This is a genomic window from Rhodococcus sp. IEGM 1370 (assembly GCF_033142325.1).
Lineage (GTDB): Bacteria > Actinomycetota > Actinomycetes > Mycobacteriales > Mycobacteriaceae > Rhodococcoides.
Window position 1 is genome coordinate 66475 of the sequence record NZ_JAWLRY010000019.1, and the last position, 21243, is coordinate 87717.

The following is a 21243-nucleotide window of genomic DNA, read 5'->3' on the forward strand; positions in this document are numbered from 1 at the left end:
CGCTTTTTTCTCCCGCTTTCTCTTTTACGAAAGGATCGAAGACAGCTATGTCACGATTCATCGACCGCGTGGTGCTGCACGTCAGCGCCGGCAAAGGTGGCAACGGCTGCTCTTCGGTTCACCGCGAGAAGTTCAAGCCTCTCGGCGGCCCGGACGGCGGTAACGGAGGGCAGGGCGGCGGAGTCGTGTTCGTCGTCGACAGCAACGTCCATACTCTGCTCGACTTCCACTTCTCCAGCCATGCCAAGGCAGGCAACGGAACTCAGGGCATGGGTGGCAACCGTGAGGGTGCCAACGGCGAGGACCTGATTCTCAAGGTTCCCGACGGCACCGTCGTGCTCGACAAGAAGGGCAACGTGCTCGCCGACATGATCGGCGAGGGAACACGTTTCGACGCCGCTCCCGGCGGCCGCGGCGGCCTCGGCAACGCAGCTCTGGCTTCGAAGGCTCGACGGGCACCCGGATTCGCGCTGCTTGGCGAAGAGGGCATCGAACGCGAGCTCGTCCTCGAACTCAAGTCCGTCGCAGACGTGGGCCTCGTCGGTTTTCCGTCGGCCGGTAAGTCGTCGCTGGTCTCGGTGCTGTCCGCAGCGAAGCCGAAGATCGCCGATTACCCCTTCACCACACTGGTGCCCAACCTCGGCGTGGTCTCCAGCGGAGACACCACCTTCACCGTCGCAGACGTTCCCGGGCTGATCCCCGGCGCGAGTCAGGGCCGAGGTCTCGGTCTCGACTTCCTGCGTCACCTCGAACGGTGTGCCGTTCTCGCGCACGTCGTCGACTGCGCCACACTGGATCCCGGCCGCGATCCGATCTCCGACGTCGATGCCCTCGAAGCCGAGTTGGCCGCGTACAAGCCGGCGCTGTCCGGAGACGCCAGCCTCGGCGATCTGGCCGATCGGCCCCGCATCGTGGTGTTGAACAAGGCCGACATTCCCGAGGGTGCCGAGCTGGCCGAGATGGTCACCGCTGAGTTCGAGTCCCGTGGCTGGCCCGTGTACACCATCTCCGCGGTGACGCGTGCCGGTCTCAAGCCGCTGACGTTCGCATTGGCCAAGCTCGTCGAGGAGTACCGCACCGCGCATCCGGCTCCCGAGCCGCGGCGTCAGGTGCTACGCCCGGTCGCTCGGAACGACGACAGCTTCAAGGTCGTCAAGGATCCGGACATCCCGGACGGCTTCATCGTTCGCGGTACCCGACCCGAGCGTTGGGTGCGTCAGACGCAGTTCACAAACGACGAGGCCGTCGGCTACCTCGCCGACCGCCTCGCGCGGCTCGGAGTCGAGGACGCACTCATCAAGGCCGGCGCTCAGCCCGGTGCTTCGGTCACCATCGGCGACGTGTCGTTCGACTGGGAGCCGCAGACTCCGGCCGGTGTCGAGATCACGATGACAGGCCGTGGCACCGATGCCCGTCTCGATCAGGTCGAGCGCATCGGCGCATCCGAACGCAAGCATGCCCGCCAGGTACGTCGCGGGCTCGATACCGAACAGGAGTAGACGTGGCGGCGGTGCGTGAATCCGATTCGCTCGCAGAGGCTCTCACCGATACCCGTCGCACGATCGCCGATGCCAAGCGCATCGTGGTCAAGATCGGTTCCTCGGCGCTCACCAGCCTCGACACCGGTCTGGATCTGACTCGACTCGATCTGCTCGCCGACGCCATCGAGTCTCGGATGCGCAGCGGCACCGATGTGGTGGTCGTGTCCTCCGGTGCGATCGGCGCAGGGATGGCACCGTTGGGCCTGACCAAGCGTCCACGGGACCTGGCCACCAAGCAGGCTGCTGCGAGCGTCGGTCAACTCGCTCTGGTTCATGCGTGGAGCTCGTCGTTCCACCGGTACGGGCGCACGGTCGGACAGGTTCTGCTGACCGCCGAGGACATCGCGCGGCGAACCAACCACCGCAACGCTCAGCGCACCCTGGATCGGTTGCGCTCACTCGGTGCCGTGGCGATCGTCAACGAGAACGACACGGTCGCCACCGCAGAGATCCGGTTCGGTGACAACGATCGCCTGGCTGCTCTGGTCGCCCACCTCGTCGGTGCGGACGCACTGTTCCTGCTCTCGGACGTGGACGGGTTGTACGACGGTGATCCCCGCAAGGGCAGAGCGACACTGATCCCGGAAGTGACCAGCCCCGAGGATCTCGACGGTGTCGTCGCCGGTTCGGGGGGAGCGCTCGGCACCGGCGGAATGGCCTCCAAGCTGTCCGCTGCGCGTCTCGCGGCCGACGCCGGAGTACCGGTGCTGCTGGCTGCGGCATCCGATGCCGCTCATGCGCTGACGACGTCCGCGGTGGGTACCGCTTTCGCTGCCCGGCCGACGCGGTTGTCGGCGCGCAAGTTCTGGGTCCGTCATGCTGCCGATGCTGCGGGAGAACTGCACCTCGACGCCGGGGCCGTGCGTGCCGTGGTGGAGCGGCGACGATCGTTGTTGTCCGCTGGTATCACGTCGGTGACGGGAGCTTTCCACGGCGGCGACGTGGTCTCGTTGGTCGACCATGCGGGCGTACTGGTGGCTCGCGGAGTCGTCGGATACGACTCGGGGGAACTCGCCGGGATGCTCGGGCGGTCGACAGGGGAGTTGGCCGCAGAGCTACAGCGCCCGGTGGTTCATGCCGACGATCTGGTTCCTGCCTGATCGACGTCGTCGGCCAACGCGGTCGCTACCTCGGAACAGCCGGCGTGCAGTGTGAGAGAAGCGAATTCGTCGCCCCGAGTGGTGCCGCGGTTGACGATGACGATGGGCTTCGACGTCTTGGACGCGTGTCTGACGAACCGCAGGCCCGACATCACGGTCAGTGAGGATCCGAGCACCAGCAGCGCGTCGCTTCGGTCGACGAGATCGTATGCCTCGGCCACGCGCGGTTTGGGCACGCTCTCACCGAAGTAGACGATGTCGGGTTTGAGTATGCCCGAACATGATTCGCAGTCGACCATGCGGAAGTGCGCGGTCGAGGAAATGATCGCGTCGGCATCGGGGGCGATCTCGACGCCGTCCGCGGGCGCAACGGACTCGAGAAAACCGGGATTGGCGCGATCGAGTCGGCGGGCCAACTCGAAACGCGAGATCAACCGCTCGCAGTTCAGGCAGCGAACTCGGGCGTAGACGCCGTGCAGGTCGATGACGCGTCGGCTGCCCGCCTTGGTGTGCAACATGTCGACGTTCTGGGTGATGATCCCGGTGACGACGCCTGCCCGTTCGAGTCGGGCGAGAGCTCGGTGGCCGTCGTTGGGCACGGCGGCGTCCATGTGTCGCCACCCGACATGGTTGCGTGCCCAGTAATGCCGACGGAATTCGGCGTCACCGATGAACTGCTGGAACGTCATCGGGTTTCGAGGCGGTGACTGCGGACCGCGGTAATCGGGAATCCCGGAGTCGGTGGACATGCCCGCGCCGCTGACGACGGTGACAGTCTTCCCGTCGAGCAGGGAAGTCAGCTGCTCGTACGGTGCCGCGGACACAGGGGTTGCATTCACTTCGTCCAGGATAGCGATCCATCGCCGGATGGGCACCGTAGATGCGCCAACGGCCCGCACCGACCTGGATAGCGTCGGTGCGGGCCGTGAGGACGTGCCAGTGTTACGCGGGTACCTCGACGAGGGGGTACACACCGTTCTCGTCGTGCGTCTCGTTGCCGACGACGGGAGGGTTGAACACGCAGAGCATGCGCATCTGGGTGCGCGGCTCTACCGTATGGCGCTCGTGTCCGTTGAGCAGGTACATCGATCCCGCACCGAGCTCGTAGGTCTCGCCGGTCTCGCGGTCCGTGAGCGTTCCCTCGCCCTCGATGAGCCAGACGGCCTCGACGTGATTGGCGTAGTGGAAGTTGTTCACCGTGCCGGCCTGGATCGTCGTCTCGTGGAACGAGAATCCGACCTTGTCGCCGCCGAGAATGATTCTCTTGCTGCGCCAGTTGCCGTCTTCGCTCGAGATGTCGCGGTCGGTACCGGTGATCTCCTGCGTGGTGCGAACGATCATGTCGATGTCCTCCTTCGATATCGGTGCGTGCGAACGGGTCTCTAGGAGAGGACCTTCGCGACGGCACTTTCGATGATGTCCAGGCCGCGATCGAGCTCGTCGATCGTCGTGGTCAGCGGGGGAAGCAGCTTGACGACCTCGTCCTTGGGGCCGGCGGTCTCGACGAGCAGACGCTCGTCGTAGCACAGCTGAGACACCTTGCCGGCGAGTTCTGCGTCGTCGAACACCAGGGCCTGAACCATGCCACGGCCGCGGGTGGAGATGCCGTCGAACTTGGCGCACAGCTTCATGAACCGGTCCTGGATGTGCTCGCCCTTGACGAGGGTTTCCTTCTCGAACTTGTCGTCGGACCAGTAGTGATCGATTGCGGCCTTCGCCGTGACGAACGACGGGTTGAACCCGCGGAAGGTGCCGTTGTGCTCGCCCGGTGCCCAGACGTCCAGCTCGGGCTTGAACAGAGTCAGTGCCAGCGGCATGCCGTAGCCGCCGATGGACTTGGACAGCGTGACGATGTCCGGGGTGATGCCGGCTTCCTCGAACGAGAAGAACTGGCCGGTGCGTCCGCAGCCCATCTGCACGTCGTCGACGATCAGCAGGATCTCACGGCGCGAGCACAGCTCGGCCAGGGCGCGCAGCCACTCGGGGCGCGCGACGTTGATGCCGCCCTCACCCTGGATGGTCTCCACGATCACTGCGGCCGGGCGGTTGAAACCGCTGCCGGAGTCGTCGAGCACGCGCTCGAACCACTGGAAGTCCTCGGTGACGCCGCCGAAGTAGTTGTCGTACGGCATCGGAGTGGTGTGCACCAACGGAATCCCGGCTCCCGCTCGCTTCATCGAGTTGCCGGTGACCGACAGCGCGCCGAGGGTCATGCCGTGGAATGCGTTGGTGAAGTTGATGATCGCCTCGCGGCCGGTGACCTTGCGAGCAAGCTTGAGTGCGGCCTCGACGGTGTTGGTGCCCGTCGGCCCGGGGAACTGAACCTTGTAGTCCAGGCCGCGGGGATCGAGGATGTTCTTCTTGAACGACTCGAGGAACTCGCGCTTGGCGACGGTGGACATGTCGAGTCCGTGGGTGATGCCATCGCTGGTGATGTAGTCGACCAGCGCGCTCTTGATCATGTCGTTGTTGTGGCCGTAGTTGAGAGCGCCTGCGCCACCGAAGAAGTCGAGGTAGTCGTTGCCGTTCTCGTCGGTGATGACCGAGTTCTTCGCGGTGGTGAACACGGCGGGCCACTGGCGGCTGTAGCTGCGCACGCCGGACTCGACGGTCTCGAATACATCGGGCTTCTCTGTTGTCACGGTGTTCTTTTCGGTCATGTTCTGCTTGTTCCTTTCGTAATTCCGCGACGCGTCGGGGCCTACTGTGTAGAGCTCCTCGGCTTCGTGGCTATCAGGGAAATCGTTGGGCGCGAACAAATCCGACCTGACGATATCGGTGCCCCGCTTGCGTGCGAGGCTCGTGAAGGTTGCGATCGACGCTTCGTTGTCCGGGCTGATCGTCGTTTCCAGATGCGTGATGCCCTGTGGCTCGAGGCGGTCGAGCAGCTCCATCAGCATGCGACCGGCAAGTCCCTTGCCACGCTGGTCCGCATCCACGGCGACCTGCCACACGAACAGTGTGCGCGGGGCGTCTTGGCGGATGTATCCGGTGACGAAACCGACTGCGCGGCCGTCGATGTCGGATACGACGGTGGTGGCCGCAAAATCACGGCACCACAACACGTACGAGTAGCTGGAATTGAGATCCAGAACTCGCGAATCTCTTGCGATCTCCCAGAGCCGGACTCCGTCGGAGATCTGTGGCTTACGAAACTTCACTGCGTCCGGCGCAGTGAGCGGGGTACCTCTCAGCAATGCGGGCTTCATAGGAAATACAAACGTAACAAGGTCGCCGAGGCATATCGAGTGCGCCGGGAAATCGACCCCGGAATCGGACATGCTTCCCCAGGTTAACCCGTCAATGTGATGCTGGTCACTTCATCGGCGCCCGGCTGGCTGTACCCGCAACGACGGAATTCAAACCACTCGCTTCCGACGGACCGCTACTTGGGTGTCGCCAGAGCGAACGGAAGTACCGCTTCGGCACCCGCAGATCGCAGAGCCGACGTGGCGCAGGTGAACGTCCACCCAGTGTCGGTCAGCAGATCGATCAACAGAATCGGCCCTGTCACGGACGATACGTCCGGAACGTCCCAAGAGTCCACCAGCCCGGCGACCCTGAACGCCGAATTGGCCGCCGAGACCGGCGGATGACCAGCCCTGACCTGCATGACACCGAGATCGTCCAATTTTCCGACGGCAGCCAATCGCTCGGCGATCGATCGCACCAGCACCGGATGGGTGGGGGAGTCGAGAGCCAGAACGGCAGTCGGTCGCTGCTTCCAGTCCCAGTTGGCGAGCACGGTGATGCACGCCTTCTCCAATGCGTCGGTGGCCGGAGCATCGGGTGCATCGAGCAAGGCACGCAGCCGGCTGCCCCAGACGAGGTCGGTGAGTCGACCCAGCACGCGCCCGGGTTCGTGTGGGTCGGCGATCTTGCCCGAGAGCGACACCCCCAGCTTCTTCATGCCGCTGGGCCACTGCTTTCTCGGCTGCAGGTCGATGCCCGGCCGGTCCAATCGTGCCCGTGCCGAGTCGACTGCGGCCGCATCCACCGATGCCGACAGGTGCTCACCGGTGCAGTTGTCGCACCGTCCGCACCTGTCGGACTCGCTACCGGGTGCGCCCAGATCCGGGTCGTCGAGCTGCCTCCGCAGGAACTCCATCCGGCAGCCGTCGGTGCCCTGGTAGTCGATCATGGCCTGCTGTTCGCGGTCCCTGGCCTGTTCGAGACGCTCGTAACGTCCCGCGTCGTACGTCCACTGCTCCCCGGTGGCCATCCAGCCGCCACGAACGCGTCTGACCGCGCCGTCGACGTCGAGGACCTTCAGCACCATCTCCAGCCTGCTGCGATTGAGCTCGACCAAGGGCTCCAGCGCCTGCGTCGACTGGGCCTTGTCGGTGTTCAAGGCATCGATGACCTGCCGCACCAGATGCTCGCGGGGGAACGCGACGGAGGCGAAGTAGCTCCAGATCTGGCGATCCTCGTGACCGGGTAGCAGCACCACATCGGCGCGCTCGGTGGCGCGACCGGCTCGGCCGACCTGCTGGTAGTACGAGATCGGGGACGACGGTGCCCCCATGTGCACGACGAAGCCGAGATCGGGCTTGTCGAAGCCCATGCCCAGTGCGGACGTGGCGACGAGGGCCTTGACTCGGTTGGCCAGCAGGTCACCTTCGAGCGATTCGCGCTCGGTCGGATCCGTCTGACCGGTGTACGACGCTACGACGTGGCCCTGATCGGTGAGCAGCGCCGCGAGGTCCTTCGCGGCCGAGACCGTCAGCGTGTAGATGATTCCCGAACCCGGCAGGGTTTTCAGGTGATCGGCGAGCCACGCGGCCCGTTCGGTGGCGTTGTCGATCTTCACCACCGCCATGCGCAGAGAGTCGCGTGCGAGCCCGCCGCGCAGTACCAGCGTGTCGCCGCCGCCGACACCCAGCTGTGCGGCGACGTCGTCCACCACGCGGTCGTTCGCCGTCGCTGTGGTCGCGAGGACGGGGATACCGTCGCGCAACTCGGCGATCAGGGTTCTGATACGTCGATAGTCGGGCCGGAAATCGTGGCCCCAGTCGGAGACGCAATGTGCTTCGTCGACCACGACCAGGCCCGCATCGCCTGCCAGGGACGGCAGCACCTGATCGCGGAAATCCGGATTGTTCAATCGCTCCGGACTGACCAGCAGCACGTCGAGCTCGCCCGAGGCGACCTGCTGATGGATGTCGTCCCACTCGGTCATGTTGCCCGAGTTGATGGTGGCAGCACGGACGCCCGCCCGCTCGGCGGAGGCAACCTGGTTGCGCATCAACGCCAACAGTGGAGAGACGATCACCGTCGGACCGAGTCCCTGTGCGCGAAGCAGTTTCGCCGCGATGAAGTAGACCGCCGACTTGCCCCAACCGGTCCGCTGCACCACCAACGCCCGCCGCCGGTGCACGACGAGGGCCTCGATGGCCGTCCACTGGTCTTCCCGCAGCACCGCAGCCGGGCCGGCGAGTTCGCGCAACAACTCTTCGGCGCTCGCGCGCAAGTTCCCGGTCGTGGGCTCCGTGGTCGTTGTCATAGGCTCCATCGTGCAGCAAGCATCCGACATCCAACGCGGGCCGGTCGGAAACGGTCGGACCGTGCAGCCCGAGAGGACCAGCGGTGATCGATCCCGATTCCGATTCGATGCCGGCCGACCAGGGCCCCGTGCACCGTCACCTCTGGGCACTGGCCGTGGTGTTCGTCGGCGGTGCGGCGGGCACGGCTGTCCGCTACGTGATCGAGGAGCAGCTTCCGCACTCGGCGTCGCAATGGCCGACGGCCACCTTCGGAATCAACATCGCCGGTGCGTTCGTGCTCGGACTTCTGCTCGAGTCGCTGGTTCGCGGCGGGCCCGATGCAGGAGTTCGGCGCAGGTTACGGCTGCTGCTCGGTACCGGTTTCTGCGGCGCGTTCACCACGTACAGCACCTTCGCCCTCGAGACGGTGGACGGGATTCGAGGTGGGTTCACCGGACTGGCAATGGCATACGCAGTGGTCAGCGCGATTCTCGGAATACTTGCAGCCTGGGCTGGAATCGCGTTGGCAGGCAGGGTTATTCGATGATCGCGCTGTGGATCGCGGCGGCCGGCGGTTTGGGGGCAGTCTTTCGCTTCGTCGTCGACGCTGAAGTGAAATCACGTCTCGCGGCGCGGACGAGCTTTCCCTGGGCGACGGTCGGCATCAACGTGTCCGGATCGTTTCTGCTGGGTGTGCTGGCCGGATGGGTGATGTTCCGAGCCGGCTCCACCGACGTTCAAGCCGTCATCGGTACCGGGTTCTGCGGCGGGTACACCACGTTCAGCACGGCGAGTGTCGAAACCGTGCGGTTGCTCCAGCAGGGGCGTCGACGCGATGCCGCCGTCAACGTGACAGTCACCGTGCTCGCGTCCGTAGTCGCGTGCGCAGGCGGCCTGGCGCTCGCGTCGTCGATGTAGGACGGTCGACGCGAGGACGAATTCACGCCTGGCTGACGCGCACCATGTTGCCGGCGGGGTCACGGAATGCCGCGTCGCGCGCACCCCACGGCTGACTCGTCGGCTCCTGCAGAATCTCCGCGGTGCCCGCCGCGCGAATTCGCTCGAAGGCCGCGTCGAGGTCGTCGGCACGAAACAGCAGGCCCGGAAGCTCGCCCTTGGCGAGCAGGGCCGCGATCTGATCGCCGAGTTCCTGCGACCGGCCCGCGTGGGGCTGCGACAGGACGATCTCGATCTCGGGTTGGTCGTCGGTGGACAGAGTGATCCAGCGGTAGCCGTCGTTGGCAACCTCGCTCTTGACCTCGAGTCCCAGAGCGTCGCGATAGAACGCCAACGAGGCATCGGGGTCGTCGGTGTAGACGTGTACGTGGCTCAGTGAAAGTGACATGGGGAAAGGCTAGGACGCTCCGGCCGTCGATGCTTCTTCGATTCTGCTCGGTTCGGTGGCAGCCACAGTGCGGTGCATCGGCCGACCCAGAATCATGGCCGTGCACGTCGGCACCGCCCGGCTGTCACGATGGTCGCGGGCGCGGTATGCGCTCGGCGTCTCGCCGACGATCTCGGTGAACCGCGAACTGAACGATCCGAGACTGGTACAGCCCACCGCGAAGCACGCCTCGGTGACGGTCACATCGCCGCGGCGCAGCAAGGCCTTGGCGCGTTCGATCCGTCGAGTCATCAGATGCGCGTAGGGCGTCTCGCCGTAGGCCTCGCGGAAGCGGCGACCGAAGTGCGCGGTGGACATCAGTGCCGTGCGGGCCAGCATGGGGACGTCGAGTGGCTCGGCGAATTCGCGATCCATCCGGTCTCGCGCGCGACGTAGAAGTCGAAGCTCGTCGAGGTCGGGGCCATTCATCCTGCGGCCGCATCTCGCAGTGCGTCGATGTCTGCGCGAGTACCCGAGGACGTACTCGCACCAGGCCTCGTCGCGGCGAAAGACCCGGCAGCGCAGGCCCATTCGACTGCCGTTCGCGGTCCGTCGAACCAGGACGCGGCCAGTGCTCCGGCAAATGCATCGCCGGCACCGGTGGTGTCGACGGCGTCGACGCGCGGAGCGGCGACCTCGAACGATTCCGAGCCGCGGTATCGAGCGCCTCTGGCACCGAGGGTGGTGATCACGTGCGCCACTTCGTTCACTCGGTTTCCGAGACGGGCTTCCTCGGCTTCGTTTACCACGAGCACGTCGGTGGCCGCCACCAGTGCGTCGGGCAAATCCTGAACCGGTGACGGGTTCAGCATCGTCACCACGCCGCGAGATCGGGCGTACTCGAATGCGGTCACCACGGTATCGAGCGGAATTTCCAACTGACACAACAGGATAGCGGCATCGGAGATGATGGCGAGGTCGTCGTCGGTGAGGTCCCGAACGTGTTCGTTCGCCCCGGGGACGACGACGATGCTGTTCTCGGCGTGATCGTCGACGGAAATGGCGGCAATTCCGCTCGAACCCGGTGCCGTACGCAGCGCTCGGTCGTCCACGCCCGCGCTGGACAGTGTTCGGCGCAGTGTCTCACCGAATTCGTCGTCTCCGACCGCTCCGATGAACGACACGGGAGCGCCGGCCTTGGCGGCGGCGATGGCCTGGTTCGAGCCTTTGCCGCCCGGTGAGGTGGTGAACGATGTGCCCAGCACTGTTTCGCCGGGGTCGGGCAGGGAGGGGGTCCGGGTGATCAGATCCATGTTGATGCTGCCGAGAACGACGATGCGGGGGTTCGAAGCGGACACCGACGAACTGTATCGCTCCGGCAGCCGGCCCTGACTCCGAACTGCCAATTGCAGATTGTTGACAATCTGAATTCGGTGAGTGACGATGGCACGCATGACAGCGTCGACTCGCACCCACCTCAGCCCGGCACTCAAGCAGGCGACCCCGATCGTCGTCGATCACGGAAAGGGCAGCTGGATCATCGGCACGGACGGGCGCAAGTACCTCGACTTCACCACCGGTATCGGCGTCACCAGTACCGGGCACTGCCATCCCCGCGTGGTCGAGGCCGCGCGCGAGCAGGTGGGCAAGATAATCCACGCGCAGTACACGACCGTCATGCATCAGCCGCTTCTGGCGCTGACCGACAAGCTCGGCGAGGTGTTGCCCGGAGGGCTGGACAGCGTGTTCTACGCGAACTCCGGGTCCGAGGCCGTCGAGGCATCGATTCGGTTGGCGCGCATGGCAACCGGACGGCCCAACATCATCGCCTTTCACGGGGGGTTCCACGGACGCACGGTGGCGGCCGCGTCGTTGACCACCGCGGGCACCAAGTTCCGTTCCGGATTCTCGCCGATCATGGGCGGAGTGCACATCGCACCGTTCCCCTACGCCTTCCGGTACGGCTGGGACATGGACACCGCGGTCGCCTTCGCGCTCAAGGAACTCGACTACCTGCTGATGACGATGTCCAGCCCCGCGGACACCGCTGCGTTCATCATCGAACCGGTACTCGGTGACGGCGGTTACCTGCCCACGCCTCCCGAGTTTCTCGAGGGACTTCGCGAACGGGCGGACACCCACGGGATCGTCCTCATCGTCGACGAGGTCCAAGCAGGAGTCGGGCGCACCGGAAAGTTCTGGGGCCACCAGCATTCGACCATCACACCCGACATCGTCATCACCGCGAAAGGTCTGGCCAGCGGATTCCCGATCTCGGCCATCGCGGCATCGACGGAGTTGATGGGCAAGGCGTGGCCCGGATCGCAGGGCGGCACGTACGGCGGCAATGCCGTCGCCGCTGCCGCGGGTGTCGCCACGCTCGACGTCGTGCGTGAGGAAGGTCTGGTCGACAACGCTGCCGCGCAGGGCCGAGTTCTGCTCGACGGCCTGCTGGCACTGAAGTCCGAGCACTCCGCCATCGGTGATGCACGTGGACTCGGCCTGATGCAGGCACTCGAATTCGTCGACAGCGCAGGCAATCCCGATGCTGCGGCCGCCCTGCGCGTGCAACAGGGTGCGATCGACGAGGGGTTGTTGCTGCTGACCTGCGGCGCGCTCGGCAACGTGGTCCGGATCATCCCGGCGCTGATCGTGAGCGACGACGAGATGCGGCAGGGCCTGGACGCGTTGTCGCGCACGCTGAAGAACGTGCTGTGACGTCTGCTCCGGTGCGGTCCCCGGTGCCGGCACTCGTGCAGCGAGTGCTGGAGATGGGTATCGAGATCGACGATTCGTCTCGACGGCTCGCCGAGTACTCCTACGACGCCTCGAACTACCGAATTCCGCCTGCGGCTGTGGTCTTCCCCCGGAGCGCCGAGGAGGTTGCCTCCGTGATGGTGCTGTGCGGGGCCGCGGGAGTCTCAGTGATCGGCCGCGGCGGCGGAACGTCCATGGCTGGCAACGCGATCGGCCGCGGAATCGTGATCGACTTCTCCCGCCACATGAACCGCGTGATCTCCGTCGACACCGACGCGCGGACCGCGGTGGTGGAGCCGGGAATCGTGATCTCGGAGTTGCAGCGTGAACTGGTGGCGCGCACCTCGGGGACGTTCACCTTCGCACCCGACCCGTCCAGCAAGACACGCGCGACGGTGGGCGGGGCAGTCGGCAACGACGCGTGCGGCAATCACTCGGTGCGCTACGGACGAACAGCCGACCACACGGTGGCCATGGATGTGGTCACCGCCGACGGGCACCTACTCCGGGTGACCCGTAGTGGTGTGGAGGCAGTGCATTCGGAGGATGCGGCGGCGACCGATGCAGCCGAACGTATCTCGCGCGAGTTGCAGTCGCTCGCGGCCGACAACCTCGCGCTCTTCAGAGTCGAGTTGGGCCGCATACCGCGACAGGTGTCCGGATTTCACCTCTCGCATCTACTGCCCGAGAACGGATTCGACGTTGCTCGTGCACTCGTCGGGAGCGAGGGCACGTGCGCGGTGATCGTTTCGGTCACCGTCGCCGTCGTTCCCGTGCCTCCGGCGGCGTTGTTGCTCTGCCTCGGATACGAGAACGTGGTGGCTGCTGCCGCCGACGTGACGGCCATTCTCGAGTTCTCGCCTGCCGCTGTGGAGGGTATCGACGACAACATCGCCCAGACGATGGAGTACCGGCGCGGACCGGATTCCATCCGCGGTCTGCCTGCGGGAAACGCGTGGCTCTACGTCGATCTCGACGGGGCCGATGCGGCCGAGGTCGAGGACAAAGCGGCCCGTCTGCTCGAGGCGCTCGGTCGTCTCGGCCGCGTCAAGGAAGGTCGCATCGTCACCGACCCGGCCGATCGAACAGCGCTGTGGCGAGTACGTGAGGACGGCGCAGGTCTGGCGACTCGACTCGCCAGCGGAGTCGAGTCCTGGGGTGGCTGGGAGGACGCCGCCGTCGCACCCGAGAACCTGTCCGCCTACCTCGCCGACCTGAACTCGCTTCTGGCCGAACACGATCTGACCGGCGTGATGTACGGACACTTCGGTGCCGGCTGCATGCACGTACGCATCACGTTCGATCAGCGCACCGACGCCGGGCGACGGGTGATGTACGACTTCCTGCGCGCCGCCGCGCGGGTGGTGGTCAAGCACGGGGGCAGCCTCTCGGGCGAGCACGGTGACGGCAGGGCCCGGTCGGAACTGCTCCCGGTGATGTACTCACCGCGCATGCTCGACGCCTTCGCGCGGTTCAAGCGCATCTGGGATCCCCGCGGGATTCTGAACCCGGGTTCGATCACCGATCCGGAACCGATGATGGACAACCTCATGCTGCAGGGCATCCCGCAGCGGGAATGGAAGACGACCTTCGATCTGCACCAGATCGGAACGCGGGCAGATCTGGATCCGTTCGTGCACGCCACTCAGTCGTGTGTCGGCGTCGGCAAGTGTCGTACGACGTCGGGAGGCGTCATGTGCCCCAGTTTCCGGGCGACCGGCGACGAAAAGGACTCGACGCGCGGCCGGGCCCGAGTGCTGCAGGAGATGGTGCGCAGTTCGCCGACCGTTGCCGACGGATGGGCATCGAAGGACGTAGCCGAATCGCTCGACCTGTGTCTGTCCTGCAAGGCCTGTTCGTCGGATTGTCCGGTCGGCGTGGACATGGCGACGTACAAGTCCGAGTTCCTCGATCATCACTATGCGGGACGACTGCGGCCGCTCTCGCACTATTCGCTGGGCTGGTTGCCTCGCTGGCTGAAGGTGACACAGCGAACGGCACCGCTGCTCAACCGTCTGCTCACTCCGCGCATCGCCGCGCTGGCGGCTCGACTCGGTGGGCTGACCACCGAGCGGCCGTTGCCGCGCTTCGCGTCGGCGAAGGAACTTGCTGACGAGATACGGATCGGCGGAGGCCGCGCCGCCGACGTGGTGTTGGTCGTCGACACGTTCACCCAGGGTTTTCGGCCCGAGGTCGCGGGCGCGGCGCAGCGCGTGCTCGAGGATTCCGGCCGCAGCACCGAATGCCGGACCGACGTGTGCTGTGGCCTGACCTGGATTTCGACGGGCCAGCTGAAGGCCGCCCGCAAGCACCTCACGAAAGCCGTTGCTGCACTGGACGACGGCACCGACCGACCCATCGTCGTCACCGAACCGAGCTGCGCTGCGGCGTTCCGCAAGGACATGCCGGAGCTGGTTCCCACCGCGGCCGCGAGACGGGTCGCGGCGCGGGTGCAGAGTTTCGCCGGCGCGGTGATCGACCAGGCCGCCGCCGGGTGGGTGCCCTCGGCCGAGGTTCCCGAATCGGTGACGGTGCAGACCCATTGCCACGAATACGCGGTGTTCGGAAACGCCACCCAGCGCACGGCGTTGGCTGCCGTCGGTATCGAGGCGGTGCGCGAGGCCACCGGATGCTGCGGGGTCGCAGGAAACTTCGGCTTCGAGTCTCGCCACTACGAGCTCAGCATGGCCGTGGCCGAGCAGGCCCTCGCCCCGGCGGTTCGCGCCGCCGAGCCCGACACCCCGATTCTGACCGACGGATTCTCCTGCCACATGCAGGTGCGACAACTCACCGGTGACCTGACCAGCGATGCGTCCGTACACCTGGCGCAAGTACTCGATCCACGTTCGACGAAAGGACCGCGGCCATGACCGCCAGTTCGACCAGCCTCACGCGTCCCACGATCACTGCTCCGACCGAACTGTTCGTCGGGGGCGCGTGGACTGCCGCAGCATCCGATGTCCGATTCGATGTCGTCGATCCCGCCAGCGGCGAGGTCATCGCCAGGGTCGCCGACGGCGGCATAGTCGATGCCGAGAACGCCATGGCCGCAGCGGTCGACGCCGCCGCCGACTGGGCCGCGACTGCGCCGCGGGCACGCAGCGAAATCCTGCGCACAGCATACGAATTGATCATGGCGCGGCAGGAGGAGCTCGCTGAGATCATCACCGCGGAAATGGGAAAGCCACTGGCCGACGCTCGCGGTGAGGTGGCTTACGGTGCCGAGTTCTTCCGCTGGTTCTCCGAGGAAGCGGTGCGCATCTCGGGCGATCACACCCTCACCGGAGACGGCAAGAACCGCATCGTGGTCACCCGGGCACCGGTGGGTCCGTGCATTCTCGTCACTCCGTGGAACTTCCCGTTGGCAATGGGAACTCGCAAGATCGGACCGGCGTTGGCTGCGGGATGCACCGTGGTGTTCAAGCCGGCCGAGCAGACGCCGCTGACCGCATTGGCTCTGGCGGAGATTCTGCACGACGCGGGTGTTCCGGCGGGAGTGGTCAACGTCGTGACCACCACCGACGCGTCGGGCGTGGTGGGCTCGTGGATGAGCAGCGGTGCGGCCCGCAAGATCAGCTTCACCGGATCGACTGCGGTGGGCAAGATTCTGCTCGAGCAAGCTGCGTCGACGGTGATGCGCACCTCGATGGAGCTCGGCGGCAACGCACCCTTCATCGTCATGGACGACGCTGACCTCGCACGCGCCGTGGACGGTGCCATGGTCGCCAAGATGCGCAACATGGGTGAGGCGTGCACCGCCGCCAACCGGTTCTTCGTACATCGCAGTGTCACAGCGCAGTTCGCGGACAAGCTCGCCGAGCGCATGGGTGCGCTGTCGGTGGGGGCCGGTAGTGCGCACGGAACCGAGGTGGGCCCGCTGATCGACGAGGCGGGCCGCGCCAAGGTACAGACACTCGTCGACGACGCACTTCGGCGTGGCGCCCGTGCGATCGTCGGGGGAGTGGCCCCGGACGGACCCGGCTACTTCTACCCGCCGACGGTCCTCACCGACGTCGATGCGGCGTCGGATCTGATGTCCCAGGAAATCTTCGGACCGGTGGCTGCAATCGTCCCGTTCGACACCGAGGACGAAGTGATCGCCCTCGCGAACGACACCGAATGGGGACTCGTCGGGTACGTCTTCACCCAGGACATCGACCGGGCTCTGCGAATGGGGGAGCGCCTCGAGGTGGGAATGGTCGGCCTCAACACGGGTCTGGTGTCCAATCCGGCTGCGCCGTTCGGTGGCGTCAAACAGTCCGGACTCGGCCGCGAGGGCGGAAAAGTCGGAATAGACGAGTTTCTGGAGTACAAATACTTCGCCATTCCCCGAGGCTGAGAGAGGCTTTCGATCATGCCCAGTTCGAGACGATTGACGCCCATCGACGCACGCAACACGTCGATGGTCATTGCCGACCAGATTCGCGACCGCATCATCGACGGGTCCTACGCCCCCGGGGAGCAGATCAACGAGGCCAACGTCGCCGCGGAACTCGAGATCTCGCGGGGACCGGTGCGGGAGGCGCTGCAGCGCCTCAATCAGGAGGGGCTGCTCGTCAGCTACCGAAATCGCGGCGTGTTCGTCGTCGAGCTGAGCAGTGAGGATGTCACCGAGATCTACGAATCCCGGGCGGCCATCGAGGTCGGTGCCGCGTGGACTCTGGTGCACGGGGATCGTGCGCGCCTGGTGTCGGCTGCCGACGAGCTCTCGGCCATCGTGATGCAGATGCAGCCGTTCATCGATCGGGCGGATTGGCGAGGTCTTGCCGAACGTGATCTGGCGTTTCACACCGCACTGGTCGCGGCGACGCGCAACAGCCGAATGTCGCGCATGTACGCCACGCTCGCTGCTGAGGCACGTATCTGCATGGCCAACCTGGAAACTGCGTACTACCGGCCCGAGGCGTTGGTGGAGGAACACCAGCTGATCGTCGACCTGTTGCTCGGATCGGATTGGGACGCACTGGAAAAGGGCGTGCACGAGCACATGGACACCGCCATCCACGACCTGACCCGTGCCATGGTCGAAGAGCAGGCCGAACACTCGGCACTGGCCACTCCTGGATAGTCGCCGGTCCGGCAACACAGCATTTACATCCGAAGTCTTGCGAACCTCTCACGCCAGCGCCTAGCCTGATTGTCAACAATCTACTAAACCGATCTCATTGAAGGGGGTGCCCGTGAACGACTCACCCGACGCCGCCTACGTCACCGCACTCGGACCCGACGAGACCACAGGACGGGCCGCTCCCGGCCTCGCTCGGTACCCCGATGTTCCGAACAGCACGCCGATCACGTTCACCGACGAGGAGTACGCCTTCCGGCTCGCTGCCGTCCGCGAGCGGATGGCAGCGCAGAACCTCACCGCGCTCATCGTCACCGATCCCGCGAACCTCTACTACCTGCTCGGATACAACGCGCTCTCGTTCTACACCCCGCAGATGCTGTACGTGCCCCTCGAGGGAGAGATGTACTTCTTCGCCCGCGAGATGGACGCCAACGGCGCGTTCCGCACGTCGTGGCTGCCGCAGGATCGGACGTTCGGCTATCCCGAAACGTTCGTGCAGCGCAAGGACACGCACCCGTTCGTCTGGGTCGCCGCGAAACTGCGCGAACTGGGGTTGGTGAACAACTTCGAGCACGGCCAGGTGGGGCTGGAGATGGACTCGTACTACTTCAGTCCCAAGGCTTTCGAGGCACTGGTGAAGTCGCTGCCCGAATATCGCTTCACCGACTCCTACGAGCTCATCAACTGGGTGCGCGTGGTCAAATCGCCCGCGGAGATCGCCCTGATGCGCGGCGCCGCGAAAGTCTGCGAATCGGCGATGTCGGCTGCATACCAATCGATCTCGGTCGGTGAACGGCAGTGCGACGCGGCCGCGGCCATCATGAACGCACAGGTACGCGGCACCGAGGAGTTCGGCGGCGACCATCCGGCCATCGTCCCGATGCTGCCCACCGGTGCCGGAGCCGACACCCCACATCTGACCTGGTCGCATCTACCCTTCGTGCGCGGCGAGACCACCGTCGTCGAACTGGCCGGAGTGTTTCGGCGCTACCACATCCCGATGGCCCGCACGATCGTGCTCGGAAAGCCGAGTCCGCGTATGGATTACCTCGCCAAGTCCACCGGAGAAGCACTGAACGACGTGCTCGCGACCGTGCAGGCAGGCGTCACCGCGACCGAACTGGCCCAGGTATGGAACACGAGCCTGGCCAAGCACGGACTGCACAAACCGTCGCGCATCGGCTACTCGATCGGCATCGCCTACGCACCCGACTGGGGTGAGCGCACCGTGAGCCTGCGAACCGACGACGACACGGTGCTCGCAGAGAACATGACCTTCCACATCATCGGCGGAATGTGGATGGACGACTACGGATACGAGGTATCCGAGGCCGTTCGCGTCACCGAAACCGGCCTCGAAACCTTCACCGCATACCCCCGAGAACTACTGACGAAGGAGTGAGCATGACCGCATCAACGAAGGGTCGTTCCGCAGTCTCCACTCCTGCCCCAACCGGTCGTTCCGCAGGCTCCACTCCTGCCGTACCTGGTCGTTCCGCAGGCTCCACTCCTGCCATTCCCTGGGCCCTGCGGACCGACAAACTGGTGGGATCGGTGATCGATTCCTCGACATCGCTCCTCGCTGCACAGAAGCACGACATCGTCAGATTTGCCATGGGATCTCCTGCAGCCGAGACCGTTCCGGCCGCTGCGTTCACCGAGATCGCCGGCAGCGTACTGACTGCCGACGCGTTCGACTACGGTGCCACCGAGGGCGATCCCGGCTTGCTCGACGCGTTGCTCTCGTACCTCGATTCGGTCGGCGAACCCACGTCCGAGGAGCGAGTAGTGATCACCTCGGGCGGAATGCAGGGGCTCGACATCGCGTGCAAACTGTTCGTCGATCCGGGCGACCTGGTGATCGTCGAAAGTCCCACGTACACCAACGGAACCGCCACCGTGCTCAGCTACGGAGGCGACATCCTCGAGGCCCCGATGGACAGTGACGGCCTCATCGTCGAGGCATTGCCGGAGCTCGTCGAGCGTGCTGGTCGAGTGCCGAAGATGATCTACGTGATCCCCAACTTCCAGAACCCGTCCGGCGTCACCCTGTCGCTCGAGCGCCGACAGCTGCTGATCGAGCTGGCGCACCGGTGGGGATCGGTGATTCTCGACGACGATCCGTACGGCCTGCTCCGCTTCTCGGGTGATCCGATTCCCAGTTTCGGCACGCTCAGTCCCAACGACCCGTTGATCTTCTCGGTGCGGACCTTCTCCAAGATGATCGCCCCAGGCCTGCGCGTGGGGTGGGTGGACGCGGCCCCGGAGGCACGGCAGTTGATCGTCAACGCCAAGCAGGCCATGGACACGTGCACCAACCTGCCCGGTCAGCGGATGGTGGCCGAGTACATCCGGCGCGGCCTGCTCGACGAGCATCTTCGATCGTTGGCCTCGGTGTACCTGCCCCGCAAGGTCGCGATGCAGAACAGCATCGACAAGTACTTCGGCGAGTCGATGTCCACGACGGATCCCGAGGGTGGGTTCTTTCTCTGGGCGACGTTGCGCGGCAACGACGTCGACTTCTCGACGCAGGACCTGTTCGAGACGGCGCTGGCAGAGGGTGTGGCCTACATACCCGGGCCGGCGTTGTCGGTGGGTGGGAAATTCCACGATTCGCTGCGGCTGTGCTTCGCCTCGTCGACGCCCGAACGCATCGACGAGGGAATCAGACGGCTGGCGGCAGCGGTGGACAAGTCGAAGCACCTGCTCGCCTCCGATCCCACCCGATGACCGTTTCGACTTCCGAAGGCGCTCTTCTCCGTTCGATCGACGAGCACGAGATCGTCTCTCTGACTGCGGCATTGATCGATGCCGGTGGCGAGAACCCCGGCGATACCGAGGAGAAGACTGCGAAGGTGCTCGCCGAGCACTGTCGCGCACTGGGATTCGACGTTCGGACCGTCGAGGTGGCTCCGGGGCGACCCAACGTCATCGTGTCCATCGGATCCGACGAGCGGCCGGGAGTGCTGTTCGTCGGCCATTCGGACGTGGTTCCGGCGGGTACGGGCTGGACCACCGATCCGTTCTCCGCGGTCGTTCGAGACGGCCGAATTGTCGGCCGCGGGGCCTGCGACATGAAAGGCGGCCTGGCAGCGGTGGTCGCGGCGATGACCGCAGTGCATCGCGCCGGTCTCGCGGACGAGTATCCGATGACCTTGGCGTGTCTGGTCGACGAGGAGGACACCGGTCTCGGTATCCGAGCATTCGTCGCCGCGCTTCCGCACCGGAACTACAGCTGCTGCGTGGTGGCAGAGCCGACGGACCTGGTCACCATCGTCGGATGTCGAGGGGCGGCGAACCTGGAGATCGAGGTGCGTGGCCGTTCCGCGCATGCGGGGCAGCCGCGCAACGGGGCCAACGCAATTTCCGCGGCAGCGCGCATCATCGGGATCATCGAGGGCTCCCAGGCCGAGCTGGATGCCAACCCCGACACCGATCTGGGTCCGGCCACGTGGAACGTGGGGACGATAACGGGAGGCACCGGCACATCGATGGTCGCCGATCGCTGCGTGCTCACCGTCGACCGCCGTCTGGTACCGGGAGAGAGCGCTGCCGGTGTCGTCGGCGACCTGCGATCGCGCATCGAATCGGCCGGGGTGACCGGCGGCGACATCGACGTTCGCATCGGAATCGCGATGGAGATGCCGGGCTTTCTGACCAGCGTGAACGATGGATTGGTCACCACCGCAGTGCAATCGGTCCTCGACACCGGATCTGCACGTTCGACTGACATCTGGACCGCATCGTGCGATGGTGGTTTCGTGGCACAGCAGATGGGTATCAAGACCGTCGTGCTCGGTCCGGGGGAGATCGAAAGCCAAGCACATCGGCCGGACGAGTCCGTCGCCGTGCAGCAATTGACCGACAGCGCAAGGGCGTACGCGTTGATCGCCACCAGAATTGCTGCGCTACCAGCGCTTTAGCGTTGCATGAGGGGGTGGGCCGAACCGTATGTTCCGCATCGTCGTAA

18 protein-coding genes and 1 pseudogene are annotated in these 21243 nt (G+C 65.4%); 11 read left to right on the forward strand and 8 right to left on the reverse strand.

The window, feature by feature from the left end:
* The first annotated feature begins 47 nt into the window (after positions 1 to 47).
* Both obgE and proB read left to right on the forward strand, forming a co-directional pair.
* A complete protein-coding gene (gene obgE / locus R4P47_RS20160; RefSeq protein WP_037193128.1) occupies positions 48 to 1499 on the forward strand; it encodes a GTPase ObgE in 1452 nt (483 codons plus the stop codon).
* A gap of 2 nt (positions 1500 to 1501) precedes the next feature.
* Positions 1502 to 2641, forward strand: coding sequence for a glutamate 5-kinase (gene proB / locus R4P47_RS20165; protein ID WP_317785557.1), 1140 nt, complete (start codon positions 1502 to 1504; stop codon positions 2639 to 2641).
* Here proB and R4P47_RS20170 read toward each other — a convergent pair.
* The 5 genes and pseudogenes from R4P47_RS20170 to R4P47_RS20190 form a co-directional block, all read right to left on the reverse strand.
* A complete protein-coding gene (locus R4P47_RS20170) occupies positions 2614 to 3465 on the reverse strand; it encodes a Sir2 family NAD-dependent protein deacetylase (protein WP_094640217.1) in 852 nt (283 codons plus the stop codon). The two genes, proB and R4P47_RS20170, sit on opposite strands and share 28 nt — an antisense overlap.
* A gap of 118 nt (positions 3466 to 3583) precedes the next feature.
* The gene (locus tag R4P47_RS20175; RefSeq protein ID WP_032379201.1) at positions 3584 to 3982 is read right to left on the reverse strand and encodes an ectoine synthase; all 399 of its coding nucleotides are present in this window, start codon (positions 3980 to 3982) and stop codon (positions 3584 to 3586) included.
* A 41-nt stretch (positions 3983 to 4023) separates the two neighbouring features.
* Positions 4024 to 5301, reverse strand: coding sequence for a diaminobutyrate--2-oxoglutarate transaminase (gene ectB / locus R4P47_RS20180; RefSeq protein WP_317532873.1), 1278 nt, complete (start codon positions 5299 to 5301; stop codon positions 4024 to 4026).
* Positions 5302 to 5349: 48 nt separating this feature from the next.
* A pseudogene (gene ectA, locus R4P47_RS20185) lies at positions 5350 to 5922 on the reverse strand (diaminobutyrate acetyltransferase); the annotation flags it as partial.
* A 104-nt stretch (positions 5923 to 6026) separates the two neighbouring features.
* Positions 6027 to 8144, reverse strand: a complete 2118-nt coding sequence (locus R4P47_RS20190) for a RecQ family ATP-dependent DNA helicase (RefSeq protein WP_317785558.1) — start codon at positions 8142 to 8144, stop codon at positions 6027 to 6029.
* Positions 8145 to 8251: 107 nt separating this feature from the next.
* Between R4P47_RS20190 and crcB (R4P47_RS20195) the strand changes: the two genes are divergently transcribed.
* Positions 8252 to 8671, forward strand: coding sequence for a fluoride efflux transporter CrcB (gene crcB, locus R4P47_RS20195; protein ID WP_411567362.1), 420 nt, complete (start codon positions 8252 to 8254; stop codon positions 8669 to 8671).
* Entirely contained in the window at positions 8668 to 9042 is a 375-nt protein-coding gene (gene crcB, locus R4P47_RS20200; protein WP_317785560.1) for a fluoride efflux transporter CrcB, read from the forward strand. The genes crcB (R4P47_RS20195) and crcB (R4P47_RS20200) overlap by 4 nt, the downstream gene beginning before the upstream one ends.
* Before the next feature lie 22 nt (positions 9043 to 9064).
* Here the strand turns inward: crcB (R4P47_RS20200) and R4P47_RS20205 are convergent, their stop codons facing one another.
* Genes R4P47_RS20205 through R4P47_RS20215 form a run of 3 tightly spaced genes read right to left on the reverse strand, consistent with a single transcriptional unit; the run spans position 9065 to position 10806 of the window.
* Positions 9065 to 9469, reverse strand: a complete 405-nt coding sequence (locus R4P47_RS20205; protein ID WP_068052456.1) for a VOC family protein — start codon at positions 9467 to 9469, stop codon at positions 9065 to 9067.
* 9 nt (positions 9470 to 9478) lie between these two features.
* Positions 9479 to 9937 carry a helix-turn-helix transcriptional regulator gene (locus tag R4P47_RS20210; RefSeq protein ID WP_317785561.1) on the reverse strand — a complete coding sequence of 153 codons (459 nt, stop codon included), beginning with the start codon at positions 9935 to 9937 and terminating at the stop codon, positions 9479 to 9481.
* Entirely contained in the window at positions 9934 to 10806 is an 873-nt protein-coding gene (locus R4P47_RS20215) for a ribokinase (RefSeq protein ID WP_317785562.1), read from the reverse strand. The genes R4P47_RS20210 and R4P47_RS20215 overlap by 4 nt, the downstream gene beginning before the upstream one ends.
* Positions 10807 to 10900: 94 nt before the next feature.
* Between R4P47_RS20215 and R4P47_RS20220 the strand changes: the two genes are divergently transcribed.
* The 7 genes from R4P47_RS20220 (at position 10901) to R4P47_RS20250 (ending at position 21196) form a co-directional block, all read left to right on the forward strand.
* Positions 10901 to 12166: an aspartate aminotransferase family protein gene (locus R4P47_RS20220; protein ID WP_317785563.1), complete on the forward strand. Its 1266-nt coding sequence runs from the start codon at positions 10901 to 10903 to the stop codon at positions 12164 to 12166.
* Positions 12167 to 12219: 53 nt separating this feature from the next.
* On the forward strand, positions 12220 to 15075 hold the full coding sequence (locus tag R4P47_RS20225; RefSeq protein WP_317785573.1) for an FAD-binding and (Fe-S)-binding domain-containing protein: 2856 nt from the start codon (positions 12220 to 12222) through the stop codon (positions 15073 to 15075).
* Positions 15072 to 16544, forward strand: a complete 1473-nt coding sequence (locus tag R4P47_RS20230; RefSeq protein ID WP_317532780.1) for an NAD-dependent succinate-semialdehyde dehydrogenase — start codon at positions 15072 to 15074, stop codon at positions 16542 to 16544. The genes R4P47_RS20225 and R4P47_RS20230 overlap by 4 nt, the downstream gene beginning before the upstream one ends.
* Before the next feature lie 15 nt (positions 16545 to 16559).
* Entirely contained in the window at positions 16560 to 17273 is a 714-nt protein-coding gene (locus tag R4P47_RS20235) for a GntR family transcriptional regulator (protein WP_230596661.1), read from the forward strand.
* Between the two features lie 223 nt (positions 17274 to 17496).
* Positions 17497 to 18675 carry a Xaa-Pro peptidase family protein gene (locus R4P47_RS20240; protein ID WP_317785574.1) on the forward strand — a complete coding sequence of 393 codons (1179 nt, stop codon included), beginning with the start codon at positions 17497 to 17499 and terminating at the stop codon, positions 18673 to 18675.
* A 2-nt stretch (positions 18676 to 18677) separates the two neighbouring features.
* Entirely contained in the window at positions 18678 to 20003 is a 1326-nt protein-coding gene (locus R4P47_RS20245) for a PLP-dependent aminotransferase family protein (protein ID WP_317785564.1), read from the forward strand.
* Positions 20000 to 21196, forward strand: coding sequence for a M20 family metallopeptidase (locus tag R4P47_RS20250; protein ID WP_317548659.1), 1197 nt, complete (start codon positions 20000 to 20002; stop codon positions 21194 to 21196). The genes R4P47_RS20245 and R4P47_RS20250 overlap by 4 nt, the downstream gene beginning before the upstream one ends.
* The last annotated feature ends 47 nt before the right edge of the window (positions 21197 to 21243 follow it).